Genomic DNA, 26,124 nt, shown 5'->3' with positions numbered 1-26,124 from the left:
CGACCGAGCGGCGTGAGCCAGGAATCCCCCCGCTTGGTAGGGGGAGGGTTCAAAGGAAGTCCTCCGCGGTCGCGGTGTCGGGGGTGTCCTCGGGCGCCCCCGTGGCGCCCGGCGGGCCGCCGTGCGTCCAGGGGGTGTCCTCGGGATCCGGCAGCTCGGGGCCGCCGCGCGGCGCGTGCTCGAACAGCGTCCAGCACACCGCGTCATCCGGCTCCGGCACCGAACCGGGCTCCGGGGTCCTGCCGCGCCCCATGCCGCCGGTCAGCCGCACCACCAGCGCCCCCGGTTCCTCCGCGGCGTACGCCACGAACTCGGCGGTCTGCGTCTTCCCGTCGGGCAGGGCGCGGTAGAGCTTGGCGCGCTCGGGCAGTGGCGTCCGGTCGGCCGTCCGGAGCGTGACCAGCGGGCGCGGCATCGGTCGCCGGCCTTCGGAGAACGCCATCTCGACGGCCGTGACGGTGCCCTCCAGCGCCTCGCCCGCCAGCCGGCGGCCCGCCATCACCAGCGGGTCGTCCAGGGCCTCCTGGGCGTCCAGTTGGGCCTGCGCGGTCTCCCGCGAGGCGAGCTTCTGCGCGGCGGTGACGGCGTCGTCCCGGCGGGGCTGCGGCGGCTCCCCGGCGCGCACCCGGTCGCGGTGCGCGGTGTACGACCAGCGGTCGCGCTTCCAGCGGTCGGCGACCCGCGCGCCCGGCGGGAGGCCGCGCAGCAGGTCGATGCCGTGCCACACGGCGTCCCAGGTCGGCCGCAGCTGGCTCTCTATCAGGCCGTGGATCTCGTCCTCGGCGCCGGGCACCCCGGCGTCGAAGCGGGCCATCGCGGGGGCCAGCAGCCGGTTGTCGAACGCCGGGTCGGTGGCCGGGCCGGCCGGCGGGCACAGCAGCCGGCCGTCCGCGTCGCGCGCCGACTCGGCGCGCTCGGCCGCCGCCCGGCCCGAGACGCCTTGGAGGGCCGGCGCGGAGCGCTGTCTTCTGGGGGTGGAGGTCGGGTGACGGGCGGGCGGATCGATCCAGGCGAGCAGCGCGCCCAGGTGCTGGTCCTCCAGCAGGCTCTGGCCGGTGGCCCAATGGCGGGTGAGCAGGCCCGTCATGGACAGCAGCAGACTGGCGCCCGGCACCCGGGCCCGCTCGCCGAAATGGGTGAACCAGCGGCCCAGGAGAGGGACATGGGGCGGCGCGGGATAGGGCGCCTCCGGCTCCTGTTCGGCCGTCCGCCGGAACCGCATGGACCGGCCCAGCAGCCGGACGAAGTCGATGCCGGCGGCGCTCGGCACGATCAACTGCGGCGCGTCCGCGCACAGTTCGACCTGGACCGGGACCTTCTTGCCGGTTTCCGGGTCGGTCTCCTTGCGCTCCTCCCATTCGACGACGTCGGCGAAGCCGTCCACATACGGCAGCAGCGACTCGGCCAGCTCGGCGAGGAACGCGAACCGCAGATCGCGGTTGCGGGGCTGCGGTACGGCCAGCAGCGCGGGCTTCTCGCGGTCCGTGCCGACCAGCGCGCCGAGCGGGGCACCCGCCTCGCCGGCGGTGGTCAACGGCACGAAGACCAGGGGCTGTTCGGACAGATGGCGGTGCCGGACCGTGGCCAGCGGCGCGGCGCGGCCGGTCGCCACGGCCTCCATCCGGGCCAGCGTCTCGATCAGCGACATTCCGCCTCCTGGGATCGGTCGGCCGCGGCGGCCAGCGCCTCGGCGCGCAGGGCGGCGGCCCGGCGCAGGGCGTGGACCGCGGGGTCGTCGGGGGCGGCGGTGTCGGTGGTGGGGGTGTCCGCGGCCGGGACGTCTGCCCCGGTGGCCGCGGCCAGCACCTCCTCGATGGTGTGCAGGCCGCCCAACTCGCCCCGTACGCCGCGCCCCAGAGCCTCCACCGCGCCGTCCTCACGGGCCCGCTTGCGGCAGTGGAAGGCCAGCTCGCAGGCGGCCAGGCACTCCGGTGCGTAGGCAGCGCCGACCGCCTCGACGGCCGCGGTCAGCTCCTCGGGCGGGCGGGTCGCCCGGCCGTCGTCCGTGAGCCGCAGATCGAAGGTGGTCCCCGGGGGGAGCGCCGCGGCGATCTCCTCGACACGGGTGAGCCGGGCCAGCTGCCGGCGGGTCGTCGCCAGCTGCTTGCGGACGTCGACGGGCGCGGCGGTGGGCAGGTTGGAGAAGTCCTTCGGGCAGACCAGCAGCACCCGGTCCCTGACCCGGACCTCGCGGCCGGTCCGGGCGGCGACATGCCCGGCGACCGTCTCCAGGGCGAGGACGTACACCGCCGCCTGGCGGGCCGCGGCGCCGACCTTCGCGGCGTCCGCCACACCGTCGATCATCGGGAAGGACTTGATCTCCACGACCGTCCAGCCGCCGTCCGGATGCACGACCACCGCATCCGGCTCCACATAGGCCGGCGAGCCGGCCACCTCGACGGCCAGCATCGGATGGTCCAGCAGGGCCCAGCCGCCGGCCGCCGTCGCCTCGCGCAGCGCCAGTGCCGTACGGGCCGCGCGGCCCTCGGGACCGGCCGCGGACAGATCGGGCGTGGCGACCGCCGCGGGCTCCGGCGGCGGGGTGCCGGGCCGCAGCCGTTCGTGGAGCAGCCGCAGCAGATCCGCGCCGCCGTCGGCCTTCACCCGGGCCTCGAAGGAGTTGCCGCGCACGAACGCGAACTGGGACTGGCCGTAGGTCGCGGGCGAGCCGAGCGCCTGGGCCAGCGCGCCCTTGTCGATCCCCGCGCCGTCCAGCAGCGCGCGGCGGCGGCAGCCGGGGTTGGCGGCCAGCGCGGCGAGCGCACGGGCATCGAGGGAGCGCGGCCGCACACCGGCGCCGCGCAGCGCCGTCAGGCTCCGGCGCAGGCCCGGACTCGGCGCCGGCTGCTCCGCCGGCGGGGCGGCCGCGTGTCGACTGTCGCGGAAAGCGTTCACCCGCGGAAGTCTCGCATCCGGCACTGACACGCGGGGCGCTCCCCCGCGAAAGGGCGCGTTCGGGGGCCGCGGGGGGCTGGTTCAGGACCGGTGCGGGGCCGGATCGGGTGGGGTGGGGCGGGGGCGGCAGGGGGAGCGCCGCGAGCGTCCGGGGGCGGCCCGGGGTCCCGCCTCCGCCCCGCCCCAGGACAAAACCGACCCATGGGTGATGATGGGAGGTCCCGCGGGCCGCGCGGGCGTCACGTCCCGCGGCCACCGTCCGCTTCGAGCAACGAGAAGCCGAGGAATCGGCGAGAGGTACGACCCATGGCAGCGCGCATTCTCCTGGCCAGGCACGGGCAGACGGAGTGGTCCCTTTCCGGCAAGCACACCGGGCGGACCGACATCCCGCTGCTGGACGAGGGCCGGCGCGGCGCCAAGCTGCTGGGCGAGCGGCTGCACCGCACCCCCTGGAACGCCCTGCCCGGCGTCGAGATCCGCACCAGCCCCCTGGTCCGCGCGAAGGAGACCTGCGAACTGGCCGGTTTCGGCGACCGGGCGCAGGAGTGGGACGCGCTGATGGAGGTCGACTACGGCGCGTACGAGGGCCTCACCCCGGCCGAGATCAAGGCGATACGCCCGGACTGGCTCCTGTGGCGCGACGGCGTCCCGGAGGGGGAGACGCTCGCCGAGGTCTCCGCGCGGGCCGACGAGGTCGTGGACTGGGCGCGCTCGGCCGACCGCGATGTGCTGGTCTTCGCGCACGGCCACATCCTGCGCACCCTGGGCGCCCGCTGGCTGGGCCTGGACATCTCCTTCGGGTCCCGCATCCGGCTGGATCCGACGTCCCTGTCGGTGCTCGGCTGGGCCTACGGCGAGCCGGCGATCGAGCGCTGGAACGACACCGGCCACCTCGGCTGACGGCCACCTCGGCTGACGGGCGCCCGGCCGAGCGGGCCAGCGGCTGCCTAGACCGGCTGGCGCTCCGTCACCTGCGCGCCGTCCCGGGCTCCGGCCGCCAGCGCGGACGCCGTGTGCCGGTCCAGGAACTCGGCGACCATGCGGTGGGCGCGGTGCGGGCGCAGGATGCCGGCCGTGTCGTCGAGCATGGTGCGGATGCGGGCCGAGTGGACCTGTTCCAGCAGTGCCAGGGTGCGGGCGCCGGCCGCCGCGGCCTCCTCGGGGGCGCCGCTCTCGGCGAGGTTGGCGGCGAGCTCCGCGGTGAACAGGGCGATATTGCGGGTGAAGTGAGGATCCTGCAGGGCCACCGCCCGGCGTGCGTGCTCCACCGCGCGGGCCCGCTCGCCCAGGGCCGACCAGCACTGCGCCTCCAGGCCCTCCAGTTCGGCCTCGCCGTAGAACGACATCCACTCCGGATCGTTGTCGCCGGGGCCGCCCGCGAACAGCCGCTGGGCCCGTGCCAGCGCCTGTTCGCAGCCCGTACGGTCCGCCAGGCCCGCCCAGCCGCCCGCCTCGCGCAGCGCCAGCAGCGACAGCAGCCGCGGCGAGGCGAGATGCTTGGCGGCCTGCTGCGCGGCCTGGGCGGCGCGTACCGCCTCGCGCGGGCGGCCGGCGTCGCGGGCCAGGAAGGCCGTGTTGCAGAAGGCGTGCGCCTCCAGGGCGGCGTCGCCGCAGACCCGGGCGGTGGCCAGCGCCTCGGCGTAGTGCGAGCGGGCGTCGCCGTGGCGGCCCGAGTCGTGCGCCAACCAGCCGACGGTGATGGCGAGTTCGCCCGCACCGGAGTGCAGCCGGTCGGAGACCGTGCGGTGCTGGATGTTGGCGTCGAGCATGTCGTAGGCGGCCCGCAGCGGCTGGGTGGCGCGGCGGTAGATGCCCTCGGCGCCGTGCCGGTCGTCCAGCAGCCGGATGCGGCGGACGGCTTCCTCGACGGCGGTGGCCTCGGCCGCGCCGGCCCGGCCGCCGGCCGGTGTGCGGGGGGCGGGAATGGAGACGGCAGCGGCGGCGGCAGCGGCGGACTCCAGTGGGTGCAGGGCGGCGATGCCCAGGGCGGCTGCCGGGCCGCCGGTGATGAACGCGCGACGCAGCACGTCGCTCTCCTCGCAGGTCTGGATACGGGTATCGCGGTGGTCGTGGTCGGTTGCCAGGGGCGCGGCGCTGACCGCCGCCGTACGCGCCCCCCGTCCGCGTACCGTCTCGCGTGGTGCGAAACCCATGTCCGGCAGCGTGAGCCCGGGGAACATATGCCGGAACACTCGCTCGTAGGCGTAGTTCGGGCAGCGGATCTCCCCGGACTCGACGCGGCCCACATAGCGGGCGTCGCACGAGACCTGCTCGCCGATCTCACGGGCGGACCGTCGGACCGCCGCCGCGAACTCGCCCGGGGACAGCCGGCCGCGCAGCTGTCGGAAAGCGGTGTTCGGGCGGGCGGGTACGGTGTGGGACGACGCTGATTTTGCTGGTGGCGACGCCATGGCGGACCCTCTCCGTGCCCTCTCCGTGCCATCTTCGTGGCGATATCGCACCCCCTGGCGTTCTGGCGGTGCGGCGGGACGACCGTACCGGCTGGGACGGCCGCACCAGTGGGAGTTTGGCTACAAACGGGATATCTCACCCGCGATCCGCCATGAAGTGCCATCCTTTGCAGCGTTACGCCGCCGTAGCTGTTGACGTGCCGAGCCGTTACACAGGGTGTAAGGGTGCGGCGCGTGCACAGGAGGAGGGGTTTTCCGTGCGGGAGACCGGCGTGAGCAGGAGCGTCAACGGATCCGACCACGGCGTGCCGCCGGAGCCCGCGCCCCCGTGCGACCTCGTCACGGTGCCCGCCCGGCAGGGGCTGGAGGCCGTCGACATCCTCCGGCTGCGGGACGGCGTCGGCCCCGTCCTGCACGACGGTGCCTGCCACACCCTCGGATTCCTGGTGCCGCCGGGCACCGCCGCCGGATGGGATGTGCCGGGCAGCGCCTGCACCGAGACCTACGGGCGCGGGCTGACGCTGGGCACGGCGTACGACGGTGACGGTGAGGAGGACCCCGAGGAGGCGGTGACGGTGATCGAGCCGCCGGTCATGGGCACCGGATGGCTGGTGCCCCCGGAGGGCGCGTACGCCGCCGCCACCGACCCGGCCGTACTGCGCGCGGCGCTCGGCGAGGCGGCCCGCACGATCGCGGCCGTGGACCGGTGTCAGTGAGGGACCGCGCCGAAGGGTCGGCCAACGGGGCCGCAGGGCCCAGAGGTTGAGGGGCCGTCCGGGGAGTTCCGGGCGGCCCCTTCGGTGTGCGCGGGGCCCTGTTCCGCCGTGCGTCCTAGCGGGCGGCTCTTCGGGTGGGCGCGATCCCGGCCGGCTCGCGCCTGGTCGCCCGGGTGCCGGCCGCCGTCGGGCGGGGGACGCCGACGGCTGGACGATCGCCGTGCCGGTCGTCCAGCCGGCGGCGGACCCCGCGCATCAGCTGCGCCGCGGTGAAGGCGGCGCCGTAGACGAAGCGCATGGACGGGCCGAACGACGGCGCGGTCAGCAGTCCCGCGAAGAACAGGCCGGGCCAGGACGACTCGAAGCCGGGGCTCAGTTCGGGGGCCCGGCTGCCGCCGACCGTCCGCAGCGTGCCGCGGACCCGGGGGTCGAGCAGCCGCAGGCGGCCGAGGTCGGGGGTGAAACCGGTCGCCGCCACCACGTGCCGGGTGTCGAGGGCCGTCGTGCGGCCATCCTTATGGGTGAGTTCCAGCCTGACCCCGTCGCCGTGCGGGAACGCCGTCCTGATGCGGTGTTCGAAGAGGATGGGTACGGCGGGTTCGAAGCGCGGCCGCAGCCACCAGGCGCCGGCCGGTCCCAGCGCCGTCTCGGCGATCCGCGCCCGGGTCCTGGCGGGCAGCCCGCGGACCGCCCAGGGGAGCTCGGACCACAGCCAGCTCGGCCAGCCGGTGCCCAGACCGCAGTGCGGGTCGCGCAGCGCGCGGAGCCGGCCGCGCTCCAGCGGCTGCGGCGGGCTGTTCCAGCGCAGCCGCCCGGCGCGGGCCACGACGCGGGCCCTGGCGCCCTGTTCGGCCAGCAGCGTCGCGGTCTCCAGGGCGGCCTGCCCGGAGCCGACGACCGTGACGTCCTGGCCGGCGAAGCGGTCCAGTTCGCGGTGGTCGCTGCTGTGCGAGGCGAGCTCGGCCGGCAGCCCGTGGAGCGTTTCGGGCCGGTTGGCGAACGGCAGCACGCCGACGGCGAGCGCCACGGTACGGGCCGGGATGCTCTCGCCGGTGTCCGTCTCGACCCGGAACGCGCCGGCGTCCGGGCGCACGGCGGTGACCGTGACCTCCTCGATCTGCGGCACCGTCCGCTCGCCGAACCACCGGCCGTACGCGGTGAAGACGTCGATGGGCAGCGGGACGCCGTGGCTTGCGGTCAGGCCGTGGGCGGCGCAGTAGTCGGCGAGGGTGTTGTCGCCGGCGGGGTCGGAGAGGTCGGAGGCCCAGGGCTCGGACTTGAGGAACATGCCGGCGGGCATGTGGTCGCGCCACGAGGCCATCGGGCGGCCCAGGACGCGCAGGCTCAGCCCGGCGGCGGCCGCGTGCGCGGCGATCGAGAGTCCGTAGGGGCCGGCGCCCACCACCACGAGGTCGTACATGGAAGTTCCTGCTCTTTCTCATCGGGCTCGTCGTGCGGCGGTCCACCGGGGGAGCACCGCGGTCAGGGCTGTTGGGGCGCGCCCAGGGGGCGTGCGGGGACCGGGCGGGCCAGGCGCGGCGCGCCGGCGCGCATACGGTGCGCGCTTTTGCGGGCGCCGCTGCGCAGCCATGAGCCGGTCATGGACAGGAACGGCAGCGGGTCGTCGGCGGCGAACCAGGCCCGCTCCACCCCGTGGCGCCCGCCACGCGCGCCGGCCGGTCGGCCGGCCGTCACTGCACGCGGCCGGCGGGTGAAGGCCGTGGCCACCGACGACAGCAGGGCGTAGTTCTCGGCGCGGAACAGCCGCCCGTGCACGCCGCGCGGGGCGGGCACCGTACGGCCCGTCAGGTCCAGGTGCAGCGCGCGGACCACGTCGAGCCCCGACCGGTCGGTGAACAGCCGGAACTGCGCGCCGGGGCGGGGGTTGAAGTCGAGCAGGTGGTAGCGGCCGTGCGCGTCGCGCCGGAAGTCGAGGTCGAGGATGCCGCGGTAGCCCAGGTGCCGGGCCAGCCGCAGCGCGGCCCGCTCCACCTCGGGGTTGGGCAGCCAGCGGCCGACGGCGGTCTGCCCGGTGCGCGGCGGCCAGGCGCGCTCCTTGCGGCCGGTGCCGCCGATCAGACAGCCGCCGCCGCGGGTGAAGCAGCCGTGGAAGAACCAGTCGGTGTCCGGGGCGCTGGGCAGCAGACGCTGGAGGAGGAGGGCGCTGCCCGCGCGTTCGGTCAGTTCGTAGAGGCGGCGGGCGTCGTCCGGGGTGCGCACCAGCGTGGTGCTGCGCAGCCCGGAGTCCGCCATCCCCGTCAGCAGCCAGGGGCGGCTCCACTTGGCGACGACCGGCAGTCCGAGGCCGGCGGCCGCGTCGGCGGCCTGCTGTGCGCTGCCGGGCAGGGCGGTCGCCGGGTGCGGCAGCTCCAGCTCCCGGCACAGCTGGGCGAGTTCGGCCTTGTCGGCGACCCGTTCGGGCAGGCCGGGAGGCTGGGCGGGGAGCAGGAAGCGGCCCAGCAGCGGGCCGGCGAGGCGGGCCGCGGCGATCGCGCCGCGGTCGTCCATGGGAATGAGCACGGCGGGCCGGCCGATACGTTCGGAGATATCCCGCAGCAGCGCCAGCAGAGGCGTGTGCGTCATCGGCCCGGAGGGGAGTTCATGCGTCCGGTGCAGATAGCGCGACCGGCCGACCGGGCCGCGCGCCGATTCGACCACGGCATGCACTTCGATTCCCGCCCGGCCCAGCGATCTGACCGCGCCCAGCGTGCCGTGGTGAAAGGGGTTGGGGTCGAGCCGGAGCAGAAGTACGGGCACATCGGTGTCGAACGATGACATGTGCGGGAGTCCTTCACTTCGATGGACCGTGTGGGGGACGGAATTCGCCAATGGGCTATCAGAAGGCGTTCGGGCGGCCCATATGGAGGAACTCTGATTACCGTCATGGGATGAGCGCGCTCCCTAGCGGGCGTCCCCAAAGGAGTCACTATGTCCCAGCGAAGCCGGTGGCTGGCGGGCACCACTCTCGGGGCGGTCACCCTCTGCCTTCTCGTCTCCTGCGGTCTCGTCGCCGTGCCCGGCCGTGACGGCTTCGCCCGTGACGTTATTACGCGGACCGGGATTTCCGGGCACGGCGTTACCGAGGACGCGCGGAATTTCGGTGAGGACGGTATGCCCCTTGGTCCCCCGATGCCCCCGGTACCCCTGGGCGCCTTTCTCGGCTCGGACGAAGCGGGCGTACGGCGGCTGTTCGGCATGGAGCGCTGGCTCGGTGGTACCGACATCCAGGTCGGCCACACCTATCTGCCGGGCGACCGCTGGTCGAACATCGAGGGCCGGCCGGAGTTCCTCCGGCCGTGGGCGCACTGGCGGAACGGCGCGCCGGACCGGATGTTCGTGCTGAACGTGCCGATGCTGGAGCGCAACGAGGAGCACCTTCCGGACGCCGAGGTGCGCGGGCTGCTGCAAGAGGGCGCGGCCGGCCGTTTCGACGGGCATTTCCGTACGCTGGCCCGGAATCTGGTGGAGATGGACGTCCCGGACACCGTCATCACCCTCGGCTGGGAAATGAACGGGATCACCTACACCCACCGCTGCGGGCCCGACCCGAAAGCCTGGCAGGAGTACTGGAACCGCATCGTCACCGCGATGCGCTCGGTTCCGGGGCAGGAATTCCAATTCGATTTCGCGCCCAGTCGCGGCGAGGACGCCATCGGCTGGACCCAGTGCTACCCCGGCGACCGGGTTGTGGACATCATCGGGATGGACACCTACGACCGGCCGGCCGGCGTGACCTTCGACGAAATGGTCGACCAGCCGTACGGGCTGCAACACCAGGTGGATTTCGCGGCCGTGCACGGAAAGCAGATCTCGTATCCGGAATGGGGACTGTTCGACAACGGTGACAATCCCGAATTCGTGCGACGCATGCTGACGTGGATCTCCGTGCACCAGCCGCTCTACCAGACGATCACCGACTACTGCCCGCACGGTGTCTGGCAGTGCCAGGAGAATCCGGAGTCCTCCCGGGAATTCCGCGCCGCGCTCCACGACCTGTCGCAGGCCGCGCCGTGGCCGCCGCCGTGGGCCCGGTGGGACGACTGCCACCCGCCGGGGCCCGGGAGACGCGCCGTCCGCGCACCGGAGCGTCATCGTCTGCTCGCGCCTCTCGTCTGCCAGGCGTTCAGCCGCGCCCGTACGCCGCGCAGCGACGTCAGCCGCTCCCTGGCCAGGCCGGCCGCCAGCGCGCGGCCGTGCGCCTGCGCCGCGTACAGCCGCAGCGCGGGCGCGGCCGCCCGCCGGGAGAGCAGCAGCCGCTGATTGGCCACCGCGACCGGGCGCCAGTGGCGCTTGTACGGCTCGGTGCCGCGCAGCAGACTGAGCGCGCCGCGGCGGGTCTCGACGACATGGCGGGCGTCGTGGCGCATCAGCATGGTGGTGATGTCCACCTTCCTGGCGCGCAGTTCGGGGTCGGCGCCGAAGAGGTAGCCGCCGGCCAGGTCGGTGGACATCAGCATGAGGTCGGCGGCCATCACCCGGCCGGCCATCCGGTACTCGGTCAGCACCGCGTCACCGCCGGCGACCATCTCCCGGGTGGCGCGCACCAGATGGTCGGCGAACCGCGGCCGCAGATGCTCCGGCGTCACCCCGCGGCCCGCCCACTGGAGCCCGTGCAGCCGCAGCATGTTCGCCACCGCGGCGGGCACCTCGTGGGCCGGGACCGCGTGTTCCTCGATGCCCAGCGCGTCGAGTTTGCGCAGCTTGGCCCGGACCCGGCGGGCGCGGGCGCCGGTGAGCCGGGCCAGCAGTTGCGGCATCGGCACGCCGGGCAGTTCCAGGCAGACCGAGTCGGTGAGGGTGCGGCGCGGGCCGGGCCAGGCCGCGTAGAGCCGCTCGGCGGCGGCGCCGGGCCGGACCTCGCGCAGGTCGACGACGGCGCCGCGGGCCGCCCGGCGCAGCCCCTCGGCGAGCGCGCCGGCCGCGAGCTGGGCGCAGGAGTCGTCGAGCAGCACGTCGGAGAAGTCCGTGATGCTGCCGCCGAGCGGCACCAGCACCGGCAGCGGACGGTACGTCAGCATCAGCGGCGCCGCCCCGACGAGCCGGCCCGCGCGGCGCACCAGGACGATCCGCAGCCGCCCCGGCGTGCCGTACGACAGCCACCACGAGTACAGCCAGGCGTGGCTCTGGAAGGGGGTGGCGGCCCGGCAACGCCGTTGCAGGGCACGCCAGTCGGTGGCCAGCGCGGCGAACTCCTCAGGGTCGCGGCACAGCGTCGCGGGTAGTTCCGCCGGCGGCGGGGCGGCCGGCTCCCGGCGGCCGGGGAGGCCCGCCGGGCCCGGCGCGGCGGACACCGCCCCGGGGGACAGCGGCGCCGGAGCCGCCGCCCCCGCCGTCCCCGGTGCGTCCGGCGGCGTCCGCCGTGGCGTCATCGCACCGCCCCCTCGGCCGTCTCCGGGGCCCCGCCCGGCAGCGCTCCGTCGGCGCCCCGAGGCGGCGGAGCGGAGCCCTGCGCGGGGGCCGGGACCGCCGCTGCCCCTGCTGCCCCTGGCGTCCCGCGCCGCTCCCCGGGCCGTACGAGCAGCAGCAGTCCGCCCAGCAGACCGCCCGCACAGCCGCCCACCCCGGTGGCGATCGGCACGGACGGCGAGACCGGCGCGGACGGGACCGTGGCCCGGGAGAAGACCAGCACCTCGGCCCCGGTACGGCCGGCCGTCCCGTTGCCGGTACCGGCCAGCGCGCCGGCCACCGCGTTGGCGACCCGGGCCGAGGTGCCCGGCGTGCCGGCGGTGCCGGTGATCTCGATCACCGGGGCGTCCGGCGAGGTCATCGCCCGCACCCCGCCGCGCAGCGCGTCCAGCGGCAGCCCGGAGACGCGGTGGGCGGCGGCGAGCACCGCCCCGTCGGTCGCCACCCGCCCGTAGGCCTGCGCGAAGCCGAGCGCGGTGGCCGGGTCGCCCCACTTGGTGGGCACCACCACGACATAGCTGGTCGCGGCGTACTGCGGCGGCGCCAGCAGCCCGTACGACGCACCGCCCGCCGCGCCGAGCAGCGCGCACAGCGACAGCGGCCACCAGCGGGGCAGCCGGCGCCGCCAGGACCGCGGACGGGCGGCCGCCCGGGGCCGCTCTCCCCTGGTCCGGTCCACGGCGCGGCTCACCGCTTCGACAGCGAGGGGTCGTCGGCGGCGGGCGACCGGGACGGGTCCGGCAGCGACACGTTCGACGCGGACTCGTCCGGCGCGGGCACCCGCGCGGGGAACACCCGGCCGCGCGCCCGCGACGTGCCGGCCAGTGCCTGCTCGTAGACGGCCATCAGGGACTCGGCGGCGAGCCCGATGTCGTAGTGCTCCACCACCGGCGGGACCGGCAGCCGGCCCGGCCCGTCGCTCCGCAACTTCCTGATGGCCTGGGAGAGTTCGTAGGGGTCGGCGCCGCAGCGGCGGGCGCCGGGGGCGCGCTCGGACGGCAGCTCGTCGATGGCCGGGCAGTCGCCGTACAGGACGTGCAGCCCGGAGGCGAGCGCCTCCAGGACGGCCAGGCCGAACGCCTCCTCCGACGACGGGGAGACGAAGACGTCCATGGCCGACAGCAGACCGGGGATGCCGGGCTCCTCGTCCGGCACATCGCCGGTGGCGGGGCCGACCACGCCGCCGCGCGCGCCCAGCAGATGGATCCGGTCGCTCGCGGCGAACTGCCGGGCCATCCGTTGCAGCGCCGCCCGCTCCGGCCCGTCGCCGGCCAGCAGCAGATGGACGCTGGAGAGGTGGGTCACCGCCCGTACCAGGACGTCGAACCGCTTGCCGGGCACCAGCCGGCCGACGCCGCCGACGACGAAGGCGTCCGCCGGCACGCCCAGCATCTCGCGCACCGCGGTCCGGGCGTCCGGGTCGTACGCGAAACGGTGTCCCTCGATGCCGTTGGGCACCACATGGATCCGCTCCTCGGGCACGCCCCAGCGGACCAGCCGGTCGGCGACGGTGTCCGAGACGGCGACCGTCGCCGACCCCAGCCGTTCGGTGGCCCGGTAGAGCCTGCGGACGCCACGGGTCAGCCGCCGGCCCTCGATCCGCGTTTCGCCCAGGGAGTGTTCGGTGCCGACCACCGCCCGTACGCCGGCCAGCCGGGCGGCGATCCGGCCGTAGACACCGGCCCGGTAGAGGTGGGTGTGCACCAGGTCGTAGCGGCCGCCGCGGATGAGCCGGGCGAGCCGTGGGATGGCGCCGAGGTCCCGGTTGCCGGACATCCCGAGGTGGGTGACGGGGGTGCCGTCGGCCCGGATGCCGTCGGCGACCGGTCCTGGGTTGGTCAGGGTGACGACCTCGCAGTTCGCGGGCAGCCGGCGCAGCAGCAGCCGCAGCTGCTGCTCGGCGCCGCCGAATTCGAGGCCGGTGATGATGTGCAGAACCTTCATCGGATGCCTCCGGTGGTTACGGCCGAGGTGGCCTGGACGGTGGGCTCTTCGGGCAGCGGACGGCGGCGCAGGGGGTGCAGCGCGCGTTTGAGATGCAGCCGCCAGGAGGTGTCGGCGGCGCCGATGTGGACCCGGGGCAGGGCGTGCAGTCCGGTCAGCGGGCCGGCGTCGATGGCGCAGGCGTAGCCGTAGCCGGCGGCGCGCACCGCCTCGGCGGACCGGGTGTCGACGGCGCCGTACGGATAGCAGAAGCCGTCCGGCGCCCGGCCGGTCAGCTCGGCGAGCAGGGTGCGGCTGGTGGCGGTCTCCCGTTCCAGGGTCACCGGGTCGGCGCCTCTGAGGGCCTGGTGCAGCAGTCCGTGGGAGCCGATCTCCATGCCGGCGTCCGCGACCGCGCGGATGTCGTACTCGGTCAGCAGCGGCTTACGGGGACCCAGCGGGTCCCAGGCGTTGACGCCGCCGATCCTGCCGGGCAGCACGAACACCGTCGCGGTGCAGTCGTGCCGGCGCAGCAGCGGCAGCGCGTCCCAGCGGAAGTCGGCGTAGCCGTCGTCGAAGGTCAGCCCGACCAGCCCGGCGCCCCGGCCGAGGGCGCGGGCGCGCAGCAGCGCGCCGACGGAGACGCCGCGCAGGCCGCGGTCGCGCAGCCAGCGCAGCTGGCGGTCGAGGCGGCCGGGGGAGACGGTGAGGCGGTACGGGTCCTCGGTGACCTCCGCGACCGAGTGGTACATCAGCACCCAGGGCGGGGTGCCGCGGGGCCGGCGGGCGGCGGGGAGGGGGACGGGGGCGCGGGGCTCGGGGGCGCGGGACACCGGATCCCCGGGGGCGGGTTCGGTGATCGCGGGCGCCACCACGGGTTCGACAGCCGCGGATTCGGCGGCCGCGGGTGCGGCGGACACGGCTTCAACGGGCACGGGTTCAACGGGCATCGGCGAGCTTTCCTTTGACGGCGGTGAGCAGCTGCCGGACCTCGGGGGTCCGCAGGGTGAGGGCGGTGGCGGCGAAGACGGCCGGCACCAGCAGCGCGCCGGCCGCCGCGACCAGCAGCGGCGGCGCGGCGAGCGCGGCGAGCGGGCCTCCCGTGGCCGCGGCCGCGGCGGCGGCCAGCGTCAGCCGGCCGAGTCCGGTGGCGACCCGGCGCACCTCGATGGCGACGACCCGGGAGCCGAGGCCGCGCAGCATCAGCAGCGCGGTGGCGGTGATGCCGGCCGCGTTGGCGGCCGCGATGCCGGGCACGCCCCACCACCGGACCGCGTACACCCCGGCCAGGAGGGTGATCGCCAGCCCGGCCGCCATCGCGGCGGCGGGGTACCAGGTGGTCCTGGCGGCGGCGGAGAACGGCCGGATGAGGGCGCCGACCAGGCTGTGGCCGAGCAGCCCGAGCGCGTAGACCCGCATCACCGACGCGGTGGCGGCGGTGTCGGCGGCGGTGAACGCGCCGCGCTGGAAGAGGACTTCGACGATCTGCGGCGCGCAGGCGATCACATACGCGGCGCCCGGCAGCACCACCAGCCCGGCCAGCGTCAGATCGCGCTCCACCCGGCGCCTGGCCCGGTCCGCCTCGCCGTCGGCGAGCGCCCTGGCCACGACGGGGAAGGTGACGGTGCAGACCATCAGGGACAGCACCATCGGCAGCTGCGCCACCTTCTGCGCGTAGTTCAGCCGTGAGATGGCGCCGGCCGGCAGCGATGAGGCCAGGAACCGCTCGATCAGTACCTGGGCCTGCCGGCTCGCCGTGAAGCAGACGACCGGCGCCAGCAGGCCCAGCCCCAGCGCCACCCGGGTCCCGGCCGCCCGCCGGGTCCGCCGCCGCAGCCGTAGCCGCCGCCGTCGGGGCCGCGGCAACTGCCCGAGGGCGTAGGGCAGTTGCACGAGCACCATGGCCGCACCCCCGAGCGCGACGCCCGCCGCAGCGGCCCGCACCCCCCACGCCGAGTGCAGCGCCAGCATCGTGCCGACGATGCAGAGGTTGTACGCGACGTAGATCGCGGCGGGCGCGACGAAGCTGCGGTGGGCGCGCAGCGCGGCGCTGAAGTAGCCGGCGAGGCCGAAGGTGAGGACGGTCAGCGCGGTCAGCCGGGTGCAGTCGACGGCCGGGCCCGGGTCGGCCAGGCCGGGGGCCAGCAGCCGTACGACCAGCGGGGCGCCGGCGGCGAGCAGCGCGGCGGCGCCGGCGAGCAGGGCGCAGAGCCGGGGGAGGGTGGCGGCCAGCAGGGCCCGCACCGGATCGCCGGCCTCCCGCGGCCCGGCGGCCCGTACGGACAGCGCCACGCTGAACGCCGGGATCAGCAGCAGCGCCATCGCGTCCTCGATGAGCAGGGTGGCCGCCACCTCCGGCACCGTCCAGGCCACCAGGAACGCGTCGGTCTCGCTGCCCGCGCCGAAGAGATGCGCAAGCGTCTGGTCCCGCAGCAGCCCGCACAGCGACCCGGCGGCGGTCAGCGCGGCGGTGACCGCGGCGGCGCGGGCCAGGGGGCGGCCGAGGGGGCTGGGGCCGCCGGGGAGCGCCGCCGGCAGCGGTGACGTCGCCTCGGCTGCCCTGGGTGGCGAGGCCGCCTCAGTCATCGCCGGCCCGCCCCGCTCCGGCCGCCGGGGCGACCAGTGCCCACCAGGCCACCAGCCCGTAGAGGACCGCGCTCAGCACCGTCGACGGGCCGCCGATGTCGGAGGAGAGGAAGTCGACGGACTGATAGACCATCAGACCGACCGCGACCATCCCGCAGTCGACCGCACGGCCGCCGCCACGAGCCGTACGCAACCTCCGCACGGCGCACACCAGCAGCGCCGCCCAGCTGCCCACCAGCGCCATGCTCCCGATCAGGCCCTGCTCGCCCAGCACCAGCAGATACATGTTGTGCGGCGAGAGCAACGGCTCCCGCTGGAAGGCCAGTCCGGCGCCCGAGATGTCGCTGCCCGAGGACAGACCGAGCGAGGCATGGCCGTCCCGGTGGGCGGGGAAGCCCTTGAGGCCGACGCCCGTCACCGGGGCCTCCCGCCACATCTCGGCCGCCGCGGCCCACAGCGCGTACCGGTCGGTGACCGAACGGTCCGGGGCCTCGGAGACCGCGGTGATGCTGCCGACCCGCTGGCCCAGCATCCCGGAGCCCACCCCGGCCCCGCCTACCAGCACCACCGCCGCCGCGACCAGCACCGCCAGCGTCCCTACCGCCAGGCGTGCCCCGGCCAGCAGCAGGACGACGCCGACCGCCGCGGCCGTGGCGATCCAGGCGCCCCGGCTGAACGACACGGCGAGCGGCGCCACCAGAGCGGCGGCACTGCCCAGGGCGGCCGGCCGCAGCCAGCGCGGGGCGCCGGTGCGCGGGGCGAGGCCGATGGCGAGCGCGGCGGTCAGCCCGTAGCCGATGACCGTGGACATCCCCATGATGTCCAGCGGGCCGAAGGTGCCGACCGCCCGGACGAACTGCCCCTTGTACGAGGCGCCGGTGCCGGTCAGATACTGGTGCACGCCGATCGCGCCCTGCACCAGGGCGAGCAGCACCACCGCCCCGGCCACCACCCGGAAGTCCCGGGCGGAGCGCAGCGTCAGCATCAGCGCGGCCGGCACCAGCACGAAGATCTGCAGATGGCGGACGAAGCCGGGCAGGCTCGCGGCCGGGTCGGCGGAGGCGATGGTGGCCACCGCGAACCCCACCGCGGGCGCGCCGAGAACCAGCGCGGCCCGGCGGTCCAGCGGCCGGGCGCGCCGCCGCAGCAGCCGGGCGACGCACCAGACCACCAGGACGGCGGAGGCCGCGTCGGCCGGGGTGACCTTGCCGGCGGCCGCGACATCGCGGTGGCCCAGTGAGGCAGCGGGCACGCACAGCAGCAGCACGATCGCGAGCGCCGGGACCAGCGGTGCGTACCGCGCCGACAGCCGCACGGGCAGGACGGCGGCCGGCGCGCCCGCGCTCATCGGCCCTCCATCCGGAACAGCGAGGCCGCGGTGCGCAGCATGATCAGGGCGTCCTGCCACAGCGACCAGCCGTCGATGTAGAGGTTGTCGAAGCGCGCCCGGTCCTCGATGGAGGTGTCGCCGCGCAGCCCGTGCACCTGCGCCAGCCCCGTGATGCCCGCCGGCATCCGGTGCCGGGCGTCGTAGTCCGGGTAGCTCTGGGTGAACTGCTCGACGAAATAGGGGCGTTCGGGGCGCGGTCCGACCAGGCTCATGTCCCCGCGCAGGACGTTCCACAGCTGCGGCAGCTCGTCCAGCGAGGTGCGCCGCAGCAGCCGGCCGACCGGGCTCATCCGCCGGTCGTCGGCCACGCTCCAGCGCGTCGCCGACTCGTGCTCGTCGCGGGGGCGCAGGGTGCGGAACTTGAGCAGCATGAAGGTGCGCCCGTGCCGGCCGATCCGCTCCTGCCGGAAGATCACGCCGGGCCCGTCCGAGAGCCGTACGGCCAGTGCGCAGCCCAGCAGTACGGGCGTGGCCGCCAGCAGCGCGAACGCGGCCACGACCACGTCCACCGCCCGCTTGCCCCGGCCGCCGTGCCGGGGCGGGGCGGTGTCCAGCCGCCGGCAGGCGAAGCCCCACAGGTGTTCGCCGCCCGGCCCGGCAGGCCGGCCGCCGTACCCGGCCGCGGCCCCGGCCAGCCAGATCGTGGCGCCCTGGCCGACGAACCGCCGCAGCAGCGCGGTCGTCTGCGGGTCCGCCTCCGGCGGCCGGGTGAACACCGCGTCCCGCACGGTGTTCTGGATGACGGCCCGGATGACGTCCTGCGCGGAGCTGAGCCGCGGCAGCGGCGGTCCGGCATCCGGGGAGCCGTCGGACGCACCGGGGACGACCGCGGCGGGGACGACCAGGCCCACCGGGCGCAGACCGTACTCGGGGTGTGCGTGCAGCGCGGCGGCGAGCTGCCGGGCCGCCGGGTCCACGCCGATGACCAGCGCGGAGCGGGGACGGCGGCGGGCGGCGCCGCGCCGGACCCGGTAGACCGCGGCCCGGCCGCCGCAGGCCAGCACGGCATGCACCGCCGGCGCGCACACCAGCGCGGCCAGTTCCAGCGAGCGCCCGGGACGGCAGGCCGCCAGCGCCGCGGCCGCCGCACACCAGCAGACGGCGGCGCGGCCCAGCAGCGCCGGCAGATCCCCCAGCGCGGTCGGGGCGAGGCCCGGACGGTAGAGCCCGGCCCGTCTGTTGAGCACCAGCAGGCACAGCACCATCGGGCCGAGCAGCGCCGGCAGCTGCGCGAGGTCATGCACCAGGAGCGCCGCTCCGGTGGCGGCCAGACAGTCGACGGCCACCAGCGGGCCGGTGGTCCGGTGCCGCCGGGCGCGGCTCGGACCGGGGGGTGACGGGGTGTCGCGTCCGGGCCGGCGCGGCGGATAGACCGCGACGGCCGCCGTCGGCGCGGCCGCGGGCCGGGGCAGGAACCGGGCGGAATGGGGCGCGTCCGCGCTCTCCGTCGTCATCGCCTGATCTGCTCCCTGGTCTCGGGGCACGGCAGTCCGAGCAGTTCGCGGTACAGGTCCAGGACCGCCGCCGTCGTCCACCGCACGTCGTATGTGGTCCGCACGTGCTCCAGGGCACGGCGGCCCAGCGTCACGCGCAGCTGAGGAGCGGTCAGCAGACCGCGCAGCGCCCGCGCCAGGGCGTCCGGGTCGTCCGGCGGCACCAGGCAGCCGGACTCCGTGCCGGGCGGCAGGCTCTCCCGGGCCCCGCTCACATCGGTGACCACCACCGGGCGGGCACAGGCCATCGCCTCCAGAGGGGCCAGCGCCATGCCCTCCCAGCGCGACGGCAGGACGACGAGATCCGCCGCGCGGTACCAGGGGACGACGTTGTCGACCGCGCCGGCGAACAGCACCCCGGGCGGCGCGGCGGATTCGAGCAGCCGGCGGTCCGGACCGTCGCCGACCAGGACGAGACGCGCGTCCGGGACCGCCGCGGCGACCCCCGGCCAGGCCCGCAGCAGCGTCAACTGGCCCTTCTGCGGGCACAGCCGCCCCACGCACACCACCAGCGGCGCGTCGTCGGCCACCGGCAGCCCCAGCCCACTGAGCGCGGCGCGCAGCCGCCGCCGCACCCCTGCGCCCGTCTCGTCCCTCTTATCTGCGCCCTCTGTCCCCTCTGTCTCATCTCTCCCGTCCGTCTCGGCGGGGGAGCACCCGGGGTGGAACCGCTCCAGGTCCACGCCGTTGCGGATCACCGCCCACCGGGCCGCCACCCCCATCGCCGCGCCCCGCAGCCGCTCCGCCTCGCTCACGCACAGCACCCGGTCCGACCAGCGCGCCGCACAGCGCTCCCAGGCGAGCGCCAGCCGCCCGGTCGCACCGCCGGCCGCCTCGAAGGACCAGGCGTGCGGCTGGTGGACGGTCGGGATCCGGCCGCGTACGGCCAGCCGGGCGGCGAGCCCGGCCTTGGCGCTGTGCGCATGGACGAGGTCGGGCCCGGTGCGCCGGATCAGCCGGGACAGCCGCCGGATCTCACCGGCCAGCGCCCGCCCCGGGGAGCGGCCGGCGAACCAGAGCGCCACTTCGGCGCCCGCCGTCGCCACGTCCCGATGGAGCGCGCCACCGGGCGGCGCGGCCACCACGACCCGCAGCCCGGCCGCCACCTGGGCCCGTACGAGGTCCGCGACGACCCGGGCGACGCCGCCGTCCACCGGCTGGGCGACATGAAGAATGGTGGGAACCGCGGGAACGCTGGGCCGCTCTTCGGACGGCAAGTCTTGCGGCAGCACGCGCACTGCTCCCTGATCGCCGGGCTGACAGAAATCTCCGTGGGAATTCCCGGTGCCGCCGCTCAGCGCCGGCTATCCGCCTGGACGAAGAGCGCGCCGACCAGATATTCCGCATTGCCGGGACCGAACCGGAAAGACAGACGGTTGCCGCCGGAGCGCAGCGCGGGCGTGATGTCGAATACATCGGAATCAAATCCGAGAGTGTTCCGGTAGGCGGGTTGCCGGAACGTCTCCTGACCAAAATCAGTGATGGTCGAATTCATCACATCATTCGCCGGATTGGCCGCGTCCGTAAGCAGTTGCGGCTGGTTCCGGCCGGCGGCAACGGAGAGCGAGTCATTTCCGGTCCCGCGGTCTCCGTTGTATGCCACCACGCCCGCGAGGCCGGATGCCTGCGCCGGGATCCGCATCCGTCGCAGTTTCACCGCGAGCGGCGGACCATTCGGGTCCAGCTGCTGGAATCCGTCCCACAGCGCCAGCTTCCGCAGCGGCTCTGTGGGATTCTGGTAGGCCACGACCAGCGTCCAGCCGCCCCAGGTGCCGGCCGTGGACTGCCCCGACGCCACATTGATCTGGGCCACCGTGTACGCGCCGGGACCGCTGGCGCGCACCAGCTTGGTGACATCCGCCGACGCCTGGAAACCGTCGGTCGTGGGGGTTGTGCGATGACCGGTGACGGTGTCGGCGAGCACCTGCTTGTACATGCCGCCGGGCTCGGCGATCAGCACCCGGCCGTTGTCCTTGGCCGGCTTCTGCTCGCCGGCCCGCAGATTGCCGCCCCAGTAGAGCCGCGCGTAACTGACCCGGGAGCCGGCCGGCATCCGCAGGTCCGCGCTGCTGGAGTTGTAGGTGTTGGGGTCGGTGTCGGTGTCGATGTACGCCATCCGGTACTGGCCGTTGGCACCGTTGTAGCCCTGCTGGGCCGACGCGCACGGCGTGGCCGCACCGGCCACCGCGGGGGCGGCGACCGCGGGTTGGCCGCCGGCCGCGGGGCTGCCGGCCGCGGGAGGCGCCGCCGCCGGACCGGCCGCGGCGGGACGGGCCACCTCGGCGCCGCAGGTGACAGAGGAGTTGGCCGCACGCGCGATACCGCCGTGCTGGGTCACGTGATAACGCTCCTGGAAAGGAATCTGCGACGTTTCCCTGGGAGCCGGCGCGGCCACTGCCGAAGACAGGGCGGCCGACAATGCCAGGGACACGGCCGCGCATACGGCGCCGCGCCCGGTGCGGTTCATCGACTTCCGCATGTCTTCCTCTCCGACTTCAATCAGTCAAACAGGAGAGCACGATGACAGAAATCATGTTGGGAATCGCGGCAGGCACGCCGTTGTGCCCGTCGGGGATTCCGATCAGCGGAATACCGGACTTCGCACCGGTGACCCCATGTCTTCCGGTTGGACCAACTTTTTAGCGGAAGGATGAACCCCCGCATCCCCGGCTCTATTGGTTCGTTGAGCGCGATGCCCCATTCGCGAACTGAAAGGAGAATGGTGATGAAGCGGTTCGTCAAGACGGCCACGGTAGCCGCGGCCGGCTGTGCCATGGTGCTCGGTGGTGCGAGCATCGCCACGGCTGACCCCCACGGCCACGGCCATGGCCGCCACGGACATGGCCATGGATACGGCCATGGATACGGCCACGGATTCGGCCATGGCGGGTACGGCCGCGGTGGGTTCGGTCGCGGCGGTCACGGCCACGGCCACGGTGCCAGCGCCAGGGGCTTCGCCGCCGGCTCGCCGGGCGTCTTCAGCGGCAACGTCGTCCAGGTGCCGATCAACATCCCGATCAACGTCTGCGGCAACTCCGTCGACATCTTCTTCGGGATCCTGAACCCGACCTTCGGGAACATCTGCATCAACAGGTGACCCGACCGCCGGTCCGGAAGGGCATCGGGCCGGCCGGGTCATGATGTGCGGCGGGCCATTCGTGACCTCGGTCACGGGTGGCCCGCCACTCTGCCGTAAACCGGCACTACACCCCTGACCAGCGAATACGAGCCCGCCGCAGGCGCGTCATACTGACCGCATGGCGAAGAGCAGACGCGGGCGCGGCGGCCCGGATCCGGTCACCGAGACGGTGCACGGCGGCGTCGCGGAGCTGCGGCCCGACCGCGACCGGCCGCGCGCCTGGACACTGCTGATCGACGGTGCCCCGCAGTCACATGTGGACCTGGACGACCCGACGTATCTGGACTTCGCCTACCAGCGCCGCCTCGGGCACATCGCCGACCTGGCCGCACCGCCCGGCAGACCGCTCCAGGTCCTGCACCTCGGCGGCGGTGCGCTGACCATGGCGCGCTATATCGCCGCGACCCGGCCGCGCTCCACCCAGCAGGTCGTGGAGATCGACACCCCGCTCGTCCAACTGGTGCGCCGCGAGCTGCCGTTGGAGAGCGGCTGGCGGATCAGGGTGCGCGGCGGGGACGCCCGCGAGGGACTCGCGAAGATCCCGGACGGCTGGGCGGACCTGATCATCGCGGATGTCTTCGGCGGCGCCCGTACGCCCGCGCATCTGACCACCACCGAATTCCTCGCGGACGTCCGACGGGTGCTGCGGCCCGGCGGCTGGTACGCGGCCAACCTCGCGGACGGGCCCGCGGGCGCCCGGGGGTCCGGGGAGGCGAGGAGCGCTGGGGGAGCGAGGACGTCGTCCAGTCAGGCGCCGTTGGGTTTCCTGCGCGGTCAGATCGCCACCGCCCGCACGGTCTTCCCCGAGCTGTGCCTGACCGCCGACCCCGCCGTGCTCCGGGGCAAGCGGTTCGGCAACGCCGTCCTGCTGGCGGCCGACCGCGAACTGCCGGTGGCCGAACTGACCCGCCGGGCCGCCACCGATCCGCAGACCGCCCGCGTCGAACACGGCCGCGCTCTGGTGGACTTCACCGCCGGCACACCCCCGGTCACCGACGCCACCGCGGTCCCCTCCCCGCCCCCACCCCCGGACACCTTCGCCTGACGCCCCACCAAAACCACCGCCCGGCCACGGCACACCACGGAAATACGCCCGCGCACGGCACACCACGGGAATACCGCCCACCGCCCCGCCGTTGTGGCCTGCAAGGGGGCCTCCCATCCCCTAGGGGATCCGTTCGAACGTCCCCTAGGGGAAGCGGCCGCCGACTAGGTCGCGTGGTTGTCGACGTTGACGATCGGCGGATGATCGTTCCAGGCGCAGATCACGGACGTATGGCCGCTCTTGCTGGTGAAGTCGACCCGGAGCCAGGTGTCCTGCGGCCACACCTGCATCTCCCAGCCCGGGTTGGGGGTCGCGCTCACCAACTCGGCGGAGTTGCTGCGCAGGTCCAGGACGACCCGGCCGCCGTTGGTCGCGTAGCTCTTGACCTGGCCGCCGGACCCGGCACCCGTCGGCGGGGCGGACGGGGTGCCGCCCGAAGTCCCGTCGCCGGAGCCGGCGGGCGAGGACGGCTGGGACGGCTCGTTGCCGGGGGAGGGGCTGTGCCCGGCCGTCCCGGACGGTTTGGGGCGGTGGGTGGAGGAGGCGCGCGGCGCGACCCCGGCGCCCGAGGAGGGCACCTGGTCGGCCAGGGGCAGCGCGCGCGGCGCGTCGTACGCCGTGCCGGACAGCACCGTGTGCACGCCGAACCACGACAGCGTGACGGCGGCGCCGGTCGCCAGTGTCCAGGCCGCTGCGTGAACCAGTCCTCGTTGCATTCGGCTCATACTGCACCACCGGTCCCTCCGGTCGCAGCCACCGTGTGCCAACGGACAGACGACGCTTTCGCGTCAACCCCGGGAAATCGAACCCGCCCGAATGGCGTACGGTGCCGCCCATGGCACGTGTGCTCGTCGTCGAGGACGATCAGTTCGTACGCTCGGCCCTCATCCGGCATCTGACCGAGGCAGCCCACACGGTGCGCAGCGTCGGCACCGCCCTGGAGGCGCTGCGCGAGGTGGCGCAGGTCGGCTTCGACGTGGTCATCCTCGACCTCGGCCTGCCCGATCTGGACGGGTCCGAGGCGCTGAAGATGCTGCGCGGCATCACCGATGTCCCTGTGATCATCGCCACCGCCCGGGACGACGAGACCGAGATCGTACGGCTGTTGAACGACGGCGCCGACGACTACCTCACCAAACCGTTCTCCGTCGAGCACCTCTCGGCCCGCATGTCGGCCGTACTGCGTCGCTCCCGCGCCGCCACGGCCGGCGCGGAACCGCCCTCACGGGTGATCCGGGTCGGCGGCCTGTCCATCGACCCGCTGCGCCGCCAGGCCGAACTCGACGGCGTCGCCCTCGATCTGACCCGCAGGGAATTCGACCTGCTGGCCTTCCTCGCCGGGCGCCCCGGCGTCGTCGTCCCCCGCAGGGAACTCCTCGCCGAGGTCTGGCAGCAGTCCTACGGGGACGACCAGACCATCGACGTCCATCTCTCCTGGCTGCGCCGCAAACTGGGCGAAACGGCGGCCAAACCGCGGTATCTGCACACCCTGCGGGGCGTCGGCGTGAAACTGGAGCCACCACGGTGAACTGCGCGGCGAAGGGCGGGACGCTGTGAGATGGGCCCTGGTCAAGGTGGCCCTGGCGGTCACCACGATGGTCGTGGTCGCGTTCGCCGTCCCCCTCGGACTGGTCGTCAAGGAGATGGCCCGCGACCGGGCGTTCTCCAACGCCGAGCGGCAGGCCGCCACCATCGGCCCGGTCCTGGCCATCACCACCGACCGCACCCAGTTGGAGCGGGCCGTCGCCAGCGCAGAGACCGACCGCGGCGGCCGCATCGGCGTGCATGTCCCGGCGGACGCGAAGGGCGGCGGCGCCTCCGAGATCGGCACCCGGCGGGCCGCGCCCGAGGACATCGCGGCGACCGCCAAACTCGGCCGGGCCTCCATCTCGCCGGTCCCCGGCGGCTCCTCGCTGCTCCAGCCCACCGCCGTCGCCTCCGGGATCGCCGTCGTCGAGGTCTATGTCCCCGACGACGCGGTCACCAACGGCGTCACCACCTCCTGGGTGGTGCTGGCCGGCGTCGGCCTGGCACTCGTCGTCGGATCCGTCGCGGTCGCCGACCGGCTCGGCACCCGTATGGTGCGTCCGGCCGAGCGGCTCGCGGGCGCCGCCCACGACCTGGGCGACGGGAAGCTCGGCGTACGCGTTCCCGAGGACGGCCCCAAGGAACTCCGTTCCGCCGCCATGGCCTTCAACTCGATGGCCGACCAGGTCGTCCAGCTGCTCGCCAACGAACGCGAACTGGCCGCCGACCTCTCGCACCGGCTGCGCACCCCGCTGACCGTGCTCCGGCTGAACGCGGCCTCGCTCGGCGACGGGCCGGCCGCCGAGCAGACCCGGGCCGCCGTCGAACAACTGGAGCGCGAGGTCGACCAGATCATCCGCACCGCCCGCGAGCAGAAGGCGCACACCCAGCAGGCCGTCGCGGCGGCCGGATGCGACGCCGCCGAGGTGATCCGGGAGCGGATGGACTTCTGGTCGGCGCTCGCCGAGGACGAGGGCCGCACCGTCCGCGTCGCCGGCGCGGACCGCCCCGTACGCATCCCCGTGGCCCGGCCCGAACTCGCCGCCGCCCTCGACGCGATGCTCGGCAACGTCTTCCGGCACACCCCCGAGGGCACCGCCTTCGCGGTGGACGTCCACAACGCCGAAGAGGCGGTGATCGTGCTGGTCTCGGACGCCGGTCCGGGCATCGCGGACCCGGACGCGGCGCTGCGCCGCGGCCATGGAGGCGGCGGCGCCGGCTCCACCGGGCTCGGTCTGGACATCGTGCGCCGGCTGGCCGAGTCGACCGGCGGCGATGTCCGCATCGGCCGCTCCGTCCTCGGCGGCACCGAGGTACGGGTCTGGCTGGCGCTCGGCGACGGGCCCGCCCACCACGGCACCCGCCGCGGCCGCCGGCTGCGCCGCAGGCTCGGCACCCGGGGGCGGCGGGCGGCGCGCGCCGGGGGTTTCGAGCGGCCGTCCGCCGGCGGCTCTTAACCGCTCCCTTCCCCCTCCTTAAGGCGGCCATAATTCCGCCAACTGCCGTACCGAACTGGGCTTTTGTCCGATTCGGAGTCGCTAGCGTGCGGGACGCAAACCCCCCAGCCCCCCACGTGACGACAGGCAGGCAGCA

Annotated in this window: 21 protein-coding genes and 1 pseudogene; 7 read left to right on the top strand and 15 right to left on the bottom strand. The window is 74.8% G+C overall.

Annotated features, from left to right (window positions below):
* Window positions 1-49 precede the first annotated feature (49 nt).
* Both FCH28_RS11825 and FCH28_RS11820 read right to left on the bottom strand, forming a co-directional pair.
* Window positions 50-1,648 (bottom strand): hypothetical protein, encoded by a 1,599-nt coding sequence (locus tag FCH28_RS11825; protein WP_136739760.1) that lies wholly within the window; start codon window positions 1,646-1,648, stop codon window positions 50-52.
* Entirely contained in the window at window positions 1,639-2,895 is a 1,257-nt protein-coding gene (locus tag FCH28_RS11820; RefSeq protein ID WP_246102664.1) for a hypothetical protein, read from the bottom strand. The genes FCH28_RS11825 and FCH28_RS11820 overlap by 10 nt, the downstream gene beginning before the upstream one ends.
* A gap of 306 nt (window positions 2,896-3,201) precedes the next feature.
* On the opposite strand from FCH28_RS11820, the gene FCH28_RS11815 reads away from it, so the two are divergent.
* Window positions 3,202-3,795 (top strand): histidine phosphatase family protein, encoded by a 594-nt coding sequence (locus FCH28_RS11815; RefSeq protein WP_136739759.1) that lies wholly within the window; start codon window positions 3,202-3,204, stop codon window positions 3,793-3,795.
* 47 nt (window positions 3,796-3,842) lie between these two features.
* On the opposite strand, the gene FCH28_RS11810 is transcribed toward FCH28_RS11815, so the two are convergent.
* A complete protein-coding gene (locus FCH28_RS11810) occupies window positions 3,843-5,306 on the bottom strand; it encodes an NsdA family TPR-like regulatory protein (RefSeq protein WP_136739758.1) in 1,464 nt (487 codons plus the stop codon).
* A gap of 257 nt (window positions 5,307-5,563) precedes the next feature.
* Between FCH28_RS11810 and FCH28_RS11805 the strand changes: the two genes are divergently transcribed.
* Window positions 5,564-6,022, top strand: a complete 459-nt coding sequence (locus FCH28_RS11805; RefSeq protein WP_246102662.1) for a hypothetical protein — start codon at window positions 5,564-5,566, stop codon at window positions 6,020-6,022.
* Window positions 6,023-6,137: 115 nt separating this feature from the next.
* Here the strand turns inward: FCH28_RS11805 and FCH28_RS11800 are convergent, their stop codons facing one another.
* Both FCH28_RS11800 and FCH28_RS11795 read right to left on the bottom strand, forming a co-directional pair.
* Window positions 6,138-7,442 carry an NAD(P)-binding domain-containing protein gene (locus tag FCH28_RS11800; RefSeq protein ID WP_136739757.1) on the bottom strand — a complete coding sequence of 435 codons (1,305 nt, stop codon included), beginning with the start codon at window positions 7,440-7,442 and terminating at the stop codon, window positions 6,138-6,140.
* A 62-nt stretch (window positions 7,443-7,504) separates the two neighbouring features.
* Complete coding sequence (locus FCH28_RS11795) at window positions 7,505-8,800, bottom strand: carboxylate--amine ligase (RefSeq protein ID WP_187363814.1); 1,296 nt, start codon at window positions 8,798-8,800, stop codon at window positions 7,505-7,507.
* Between the two features lie 150 nt (window positions 8,801-8,950).
* On the opposite strand from FCH28_RS11795, the gene FCH28_RS11790 reads away from it, so the two are divergent.
* The gene (locus tag FCH28_RS11790; RefSeq protein WP_425471914.1) at window positions 8,951-10,282 is read left to right on the top strand and encodes a glycoside hydrolase family 26 protein; all 1,332 of its coding nucleotides are present in this window, start codon (window positions 8,951-8,953) and stop codon (window positions 10,280-10,282) included.
* Window positions 10,283-10,320: 38 nt separating this feature from the next.
* Here the strand turns inward: FCH28_RS11790 and FCH28_RS39860 are convergent.
* From FCH28_RS39860 to FCH28_RS11745, 9 genes and pseudogenes are all read right to left on the bottom strand, one after another.
* Window positions 10,321-10,779: pseudogene (locus tag FCH28_RS39860) on the bottom strand (GNAT family N-acetyltransferase); the annotation flags it as partial.
* Between the two features lie 608 nt (window positions 10,780-11,387).
* Entirely contained in the window at window positions 11,388-12,107 is a 720-nt protein-coding gene (locus FCH28_RS11780; protein ID WP_136739755.1) for a YveK family protein, read from the bottom strand.
* Window positions 12,108-12,115: 8 nt separating this feature from the next.
* On the bottom strand, window positions 12,116-13,372 hold the full coding sequence (locus FCH28_RS11775; protein ID WP_136739754.1) for a glycosyltransferase: 1,257 nt from the start codon (window positions 13,370-13,372) through the stop codon (window positions 12,116-12,118).
* Window positions 13,369-14,301 carry a polysaccharide deacetylase family protein gene (locus FCH28_RS11770; protein ID WP_425471913.1) on the bottom strand — a complete coding sequence of 311 codons (933 nt, stop codon included), beginning with the start codon at window positions 14,299-14,301 and terminating at the stop codon, window positions 13,369-13,371. Before FCH28_RS11770 ends, FCH28_RS11775 begins: the two co-directional genes overlap by 4 nt.
* Window positions 14,291-15,937, bottom strand: a complete 1,647-nt coding sequence (locus FCH28_RS11765) for a lipid II flippase MurJ (RefSeq protein WP_136739753.1) — start codon at window positions 15,935-15,937, stop codon at window positions 14,291-14,293. The genes FCH28_RS11770 and FCH28_RS11765 overlap by 11 nt, the downstream gene beginning before the upstream one ends.
* On the bottom strand, window positions 15,930-17,285 hold the full coding sequence (locus FCH28_RS11760) for an O-antigen ligase family protein (RefSeq protein ID WP_136739752.1): 1,356 nt from the start codon (window positions 17,283-17,285) through the stop codon (window positions 15,930-15,932). Before FCH28_RS11760 ends, FCH28_RS11765 begins: the two co-directional genes overlap by 8 nt.
* Window positions 17,282-18,781, bottom strand: coding sequence for an exopolysaccharide biosynthesis polyprenyl glycosylphosphotransferase (locus tag FCH28_RS11755; protein WP_136739751.1), 1,500 nt, complete (start codon window positions 18,779-18,781; stop codon window positions 17,282-17,284). Before FCH28_RS11755 ends, FCH28_RS11760 begins: the two co-directional genes overlap by 4 nt.
* Window positions 18,778-20,058, bottom strand: a complete 1,281-nt coding sequence (locus FCH28_RS11750) for a glycosyltransferase family 4 protein (RefSeq protein WP_425471912.1) — start codon at window positions 20,056-20,058, stop codon at window positions 18,778-18,780. The genes FCH28_RS11755 and FCH28_RS11750 overlap by 4 nt, the downstream gene beginning before the upstream one ends.
* A gap of 56 nt (window positions 20,059-20,114) precedes the next feature.
* Entirely contained in the window at window positions 20,115-21,299 is a 1,185-nt protein-coding gene (locus tag FCH28_RS11745; RefSeq protein WP_136739749.1) for a DUF3344 domain-containing protein, read from the bottom strand.
* 246 nt (window positions 21,300-21,545) lie between these two features.
* On the opposite strand from FCH28_RS11745, the gene FCH28_RS11740 reads away from it, so the two are divergent.
* Window positions 21,546-21,917 (top strand): chaplin, encoded by a 372-nt coding sequence (locus FCH28_RS11740; protein ID WP_136739748.1) that lies wholly within the window; start codon window positions 21,546-21,548, stop codon window positions 21,915-21,917.
* Between the two features lie 160 nt (window positions 21,918-22,077).
* Window positions 22,078-23,004, top strand: a complete 927-nt coding sequence (locus tag FCH28_RS11735) for a spermidine synthase (RefSeq protein WP_136739747.1) — start codon at window positions 22,078-22,080, stop codon at window positions 23,002-23,004.
* A gap of 164 nt (window positions 23,005-23,168) precedes the next feature.
* Here the strand turns inward: FCH28_RS11735 and FCH28_RS11730 are convergent, their stop codons facing one another.
* Entirely contained in the window at window positions 23,169-23,720 is a 552-nt protein-coding gene (locus tag FCH28_RS11730; protein ID WP_136739746.1) for a hypothetical protein, read from the bottom strand.
* 119 nt (window positions 23,721-23,839) lie between these two features.
* Here FCH28_RS11730 and FCH28_RS11725 point away from each other — a divergent pair, with 119 nt between their 5' ends.
* Window positions 23,840-24,532, top strand: coding sequence for a response regulator transcription factor (locus tag FCH28_RS11725; RefSeq protein ID WP_187363813.1), 693 nt, complete (start codon window positions 23,840-23,842; stop codon window positions 24,530-24,532).
* Window positions 24,533-24,557: 25 nt separating this feature from the next.
* Window positions 24,558-25,988 (top strand): sensor histidine kinase, encoded by a 1,431-nt coding sequence (locus tag FCH28_RS11720; protein ID WP_136739745.1) that lies wholly within the window; start codon window positions 24,558-24,560, stop codon window positions 25,986-25,988.
* Window positions 25,989-26,124 lie beyond the last annotated feature (136 nt).

It is taken from the genome of Streptomyces piniterrae (genome assembly GCF_005048155.1).
Lineage (GTDB): Bacteria > Actinomycetota > Actinomycetes > Streptomycetales > Streptomycetaceae > Streptomyces > Streptomyces piniterrae.
The sequence above is the reverse complement of the archived record's forward strand: the minus strand, read 5'-3'. Positions and strand labels throughout refer to the sequence as shown.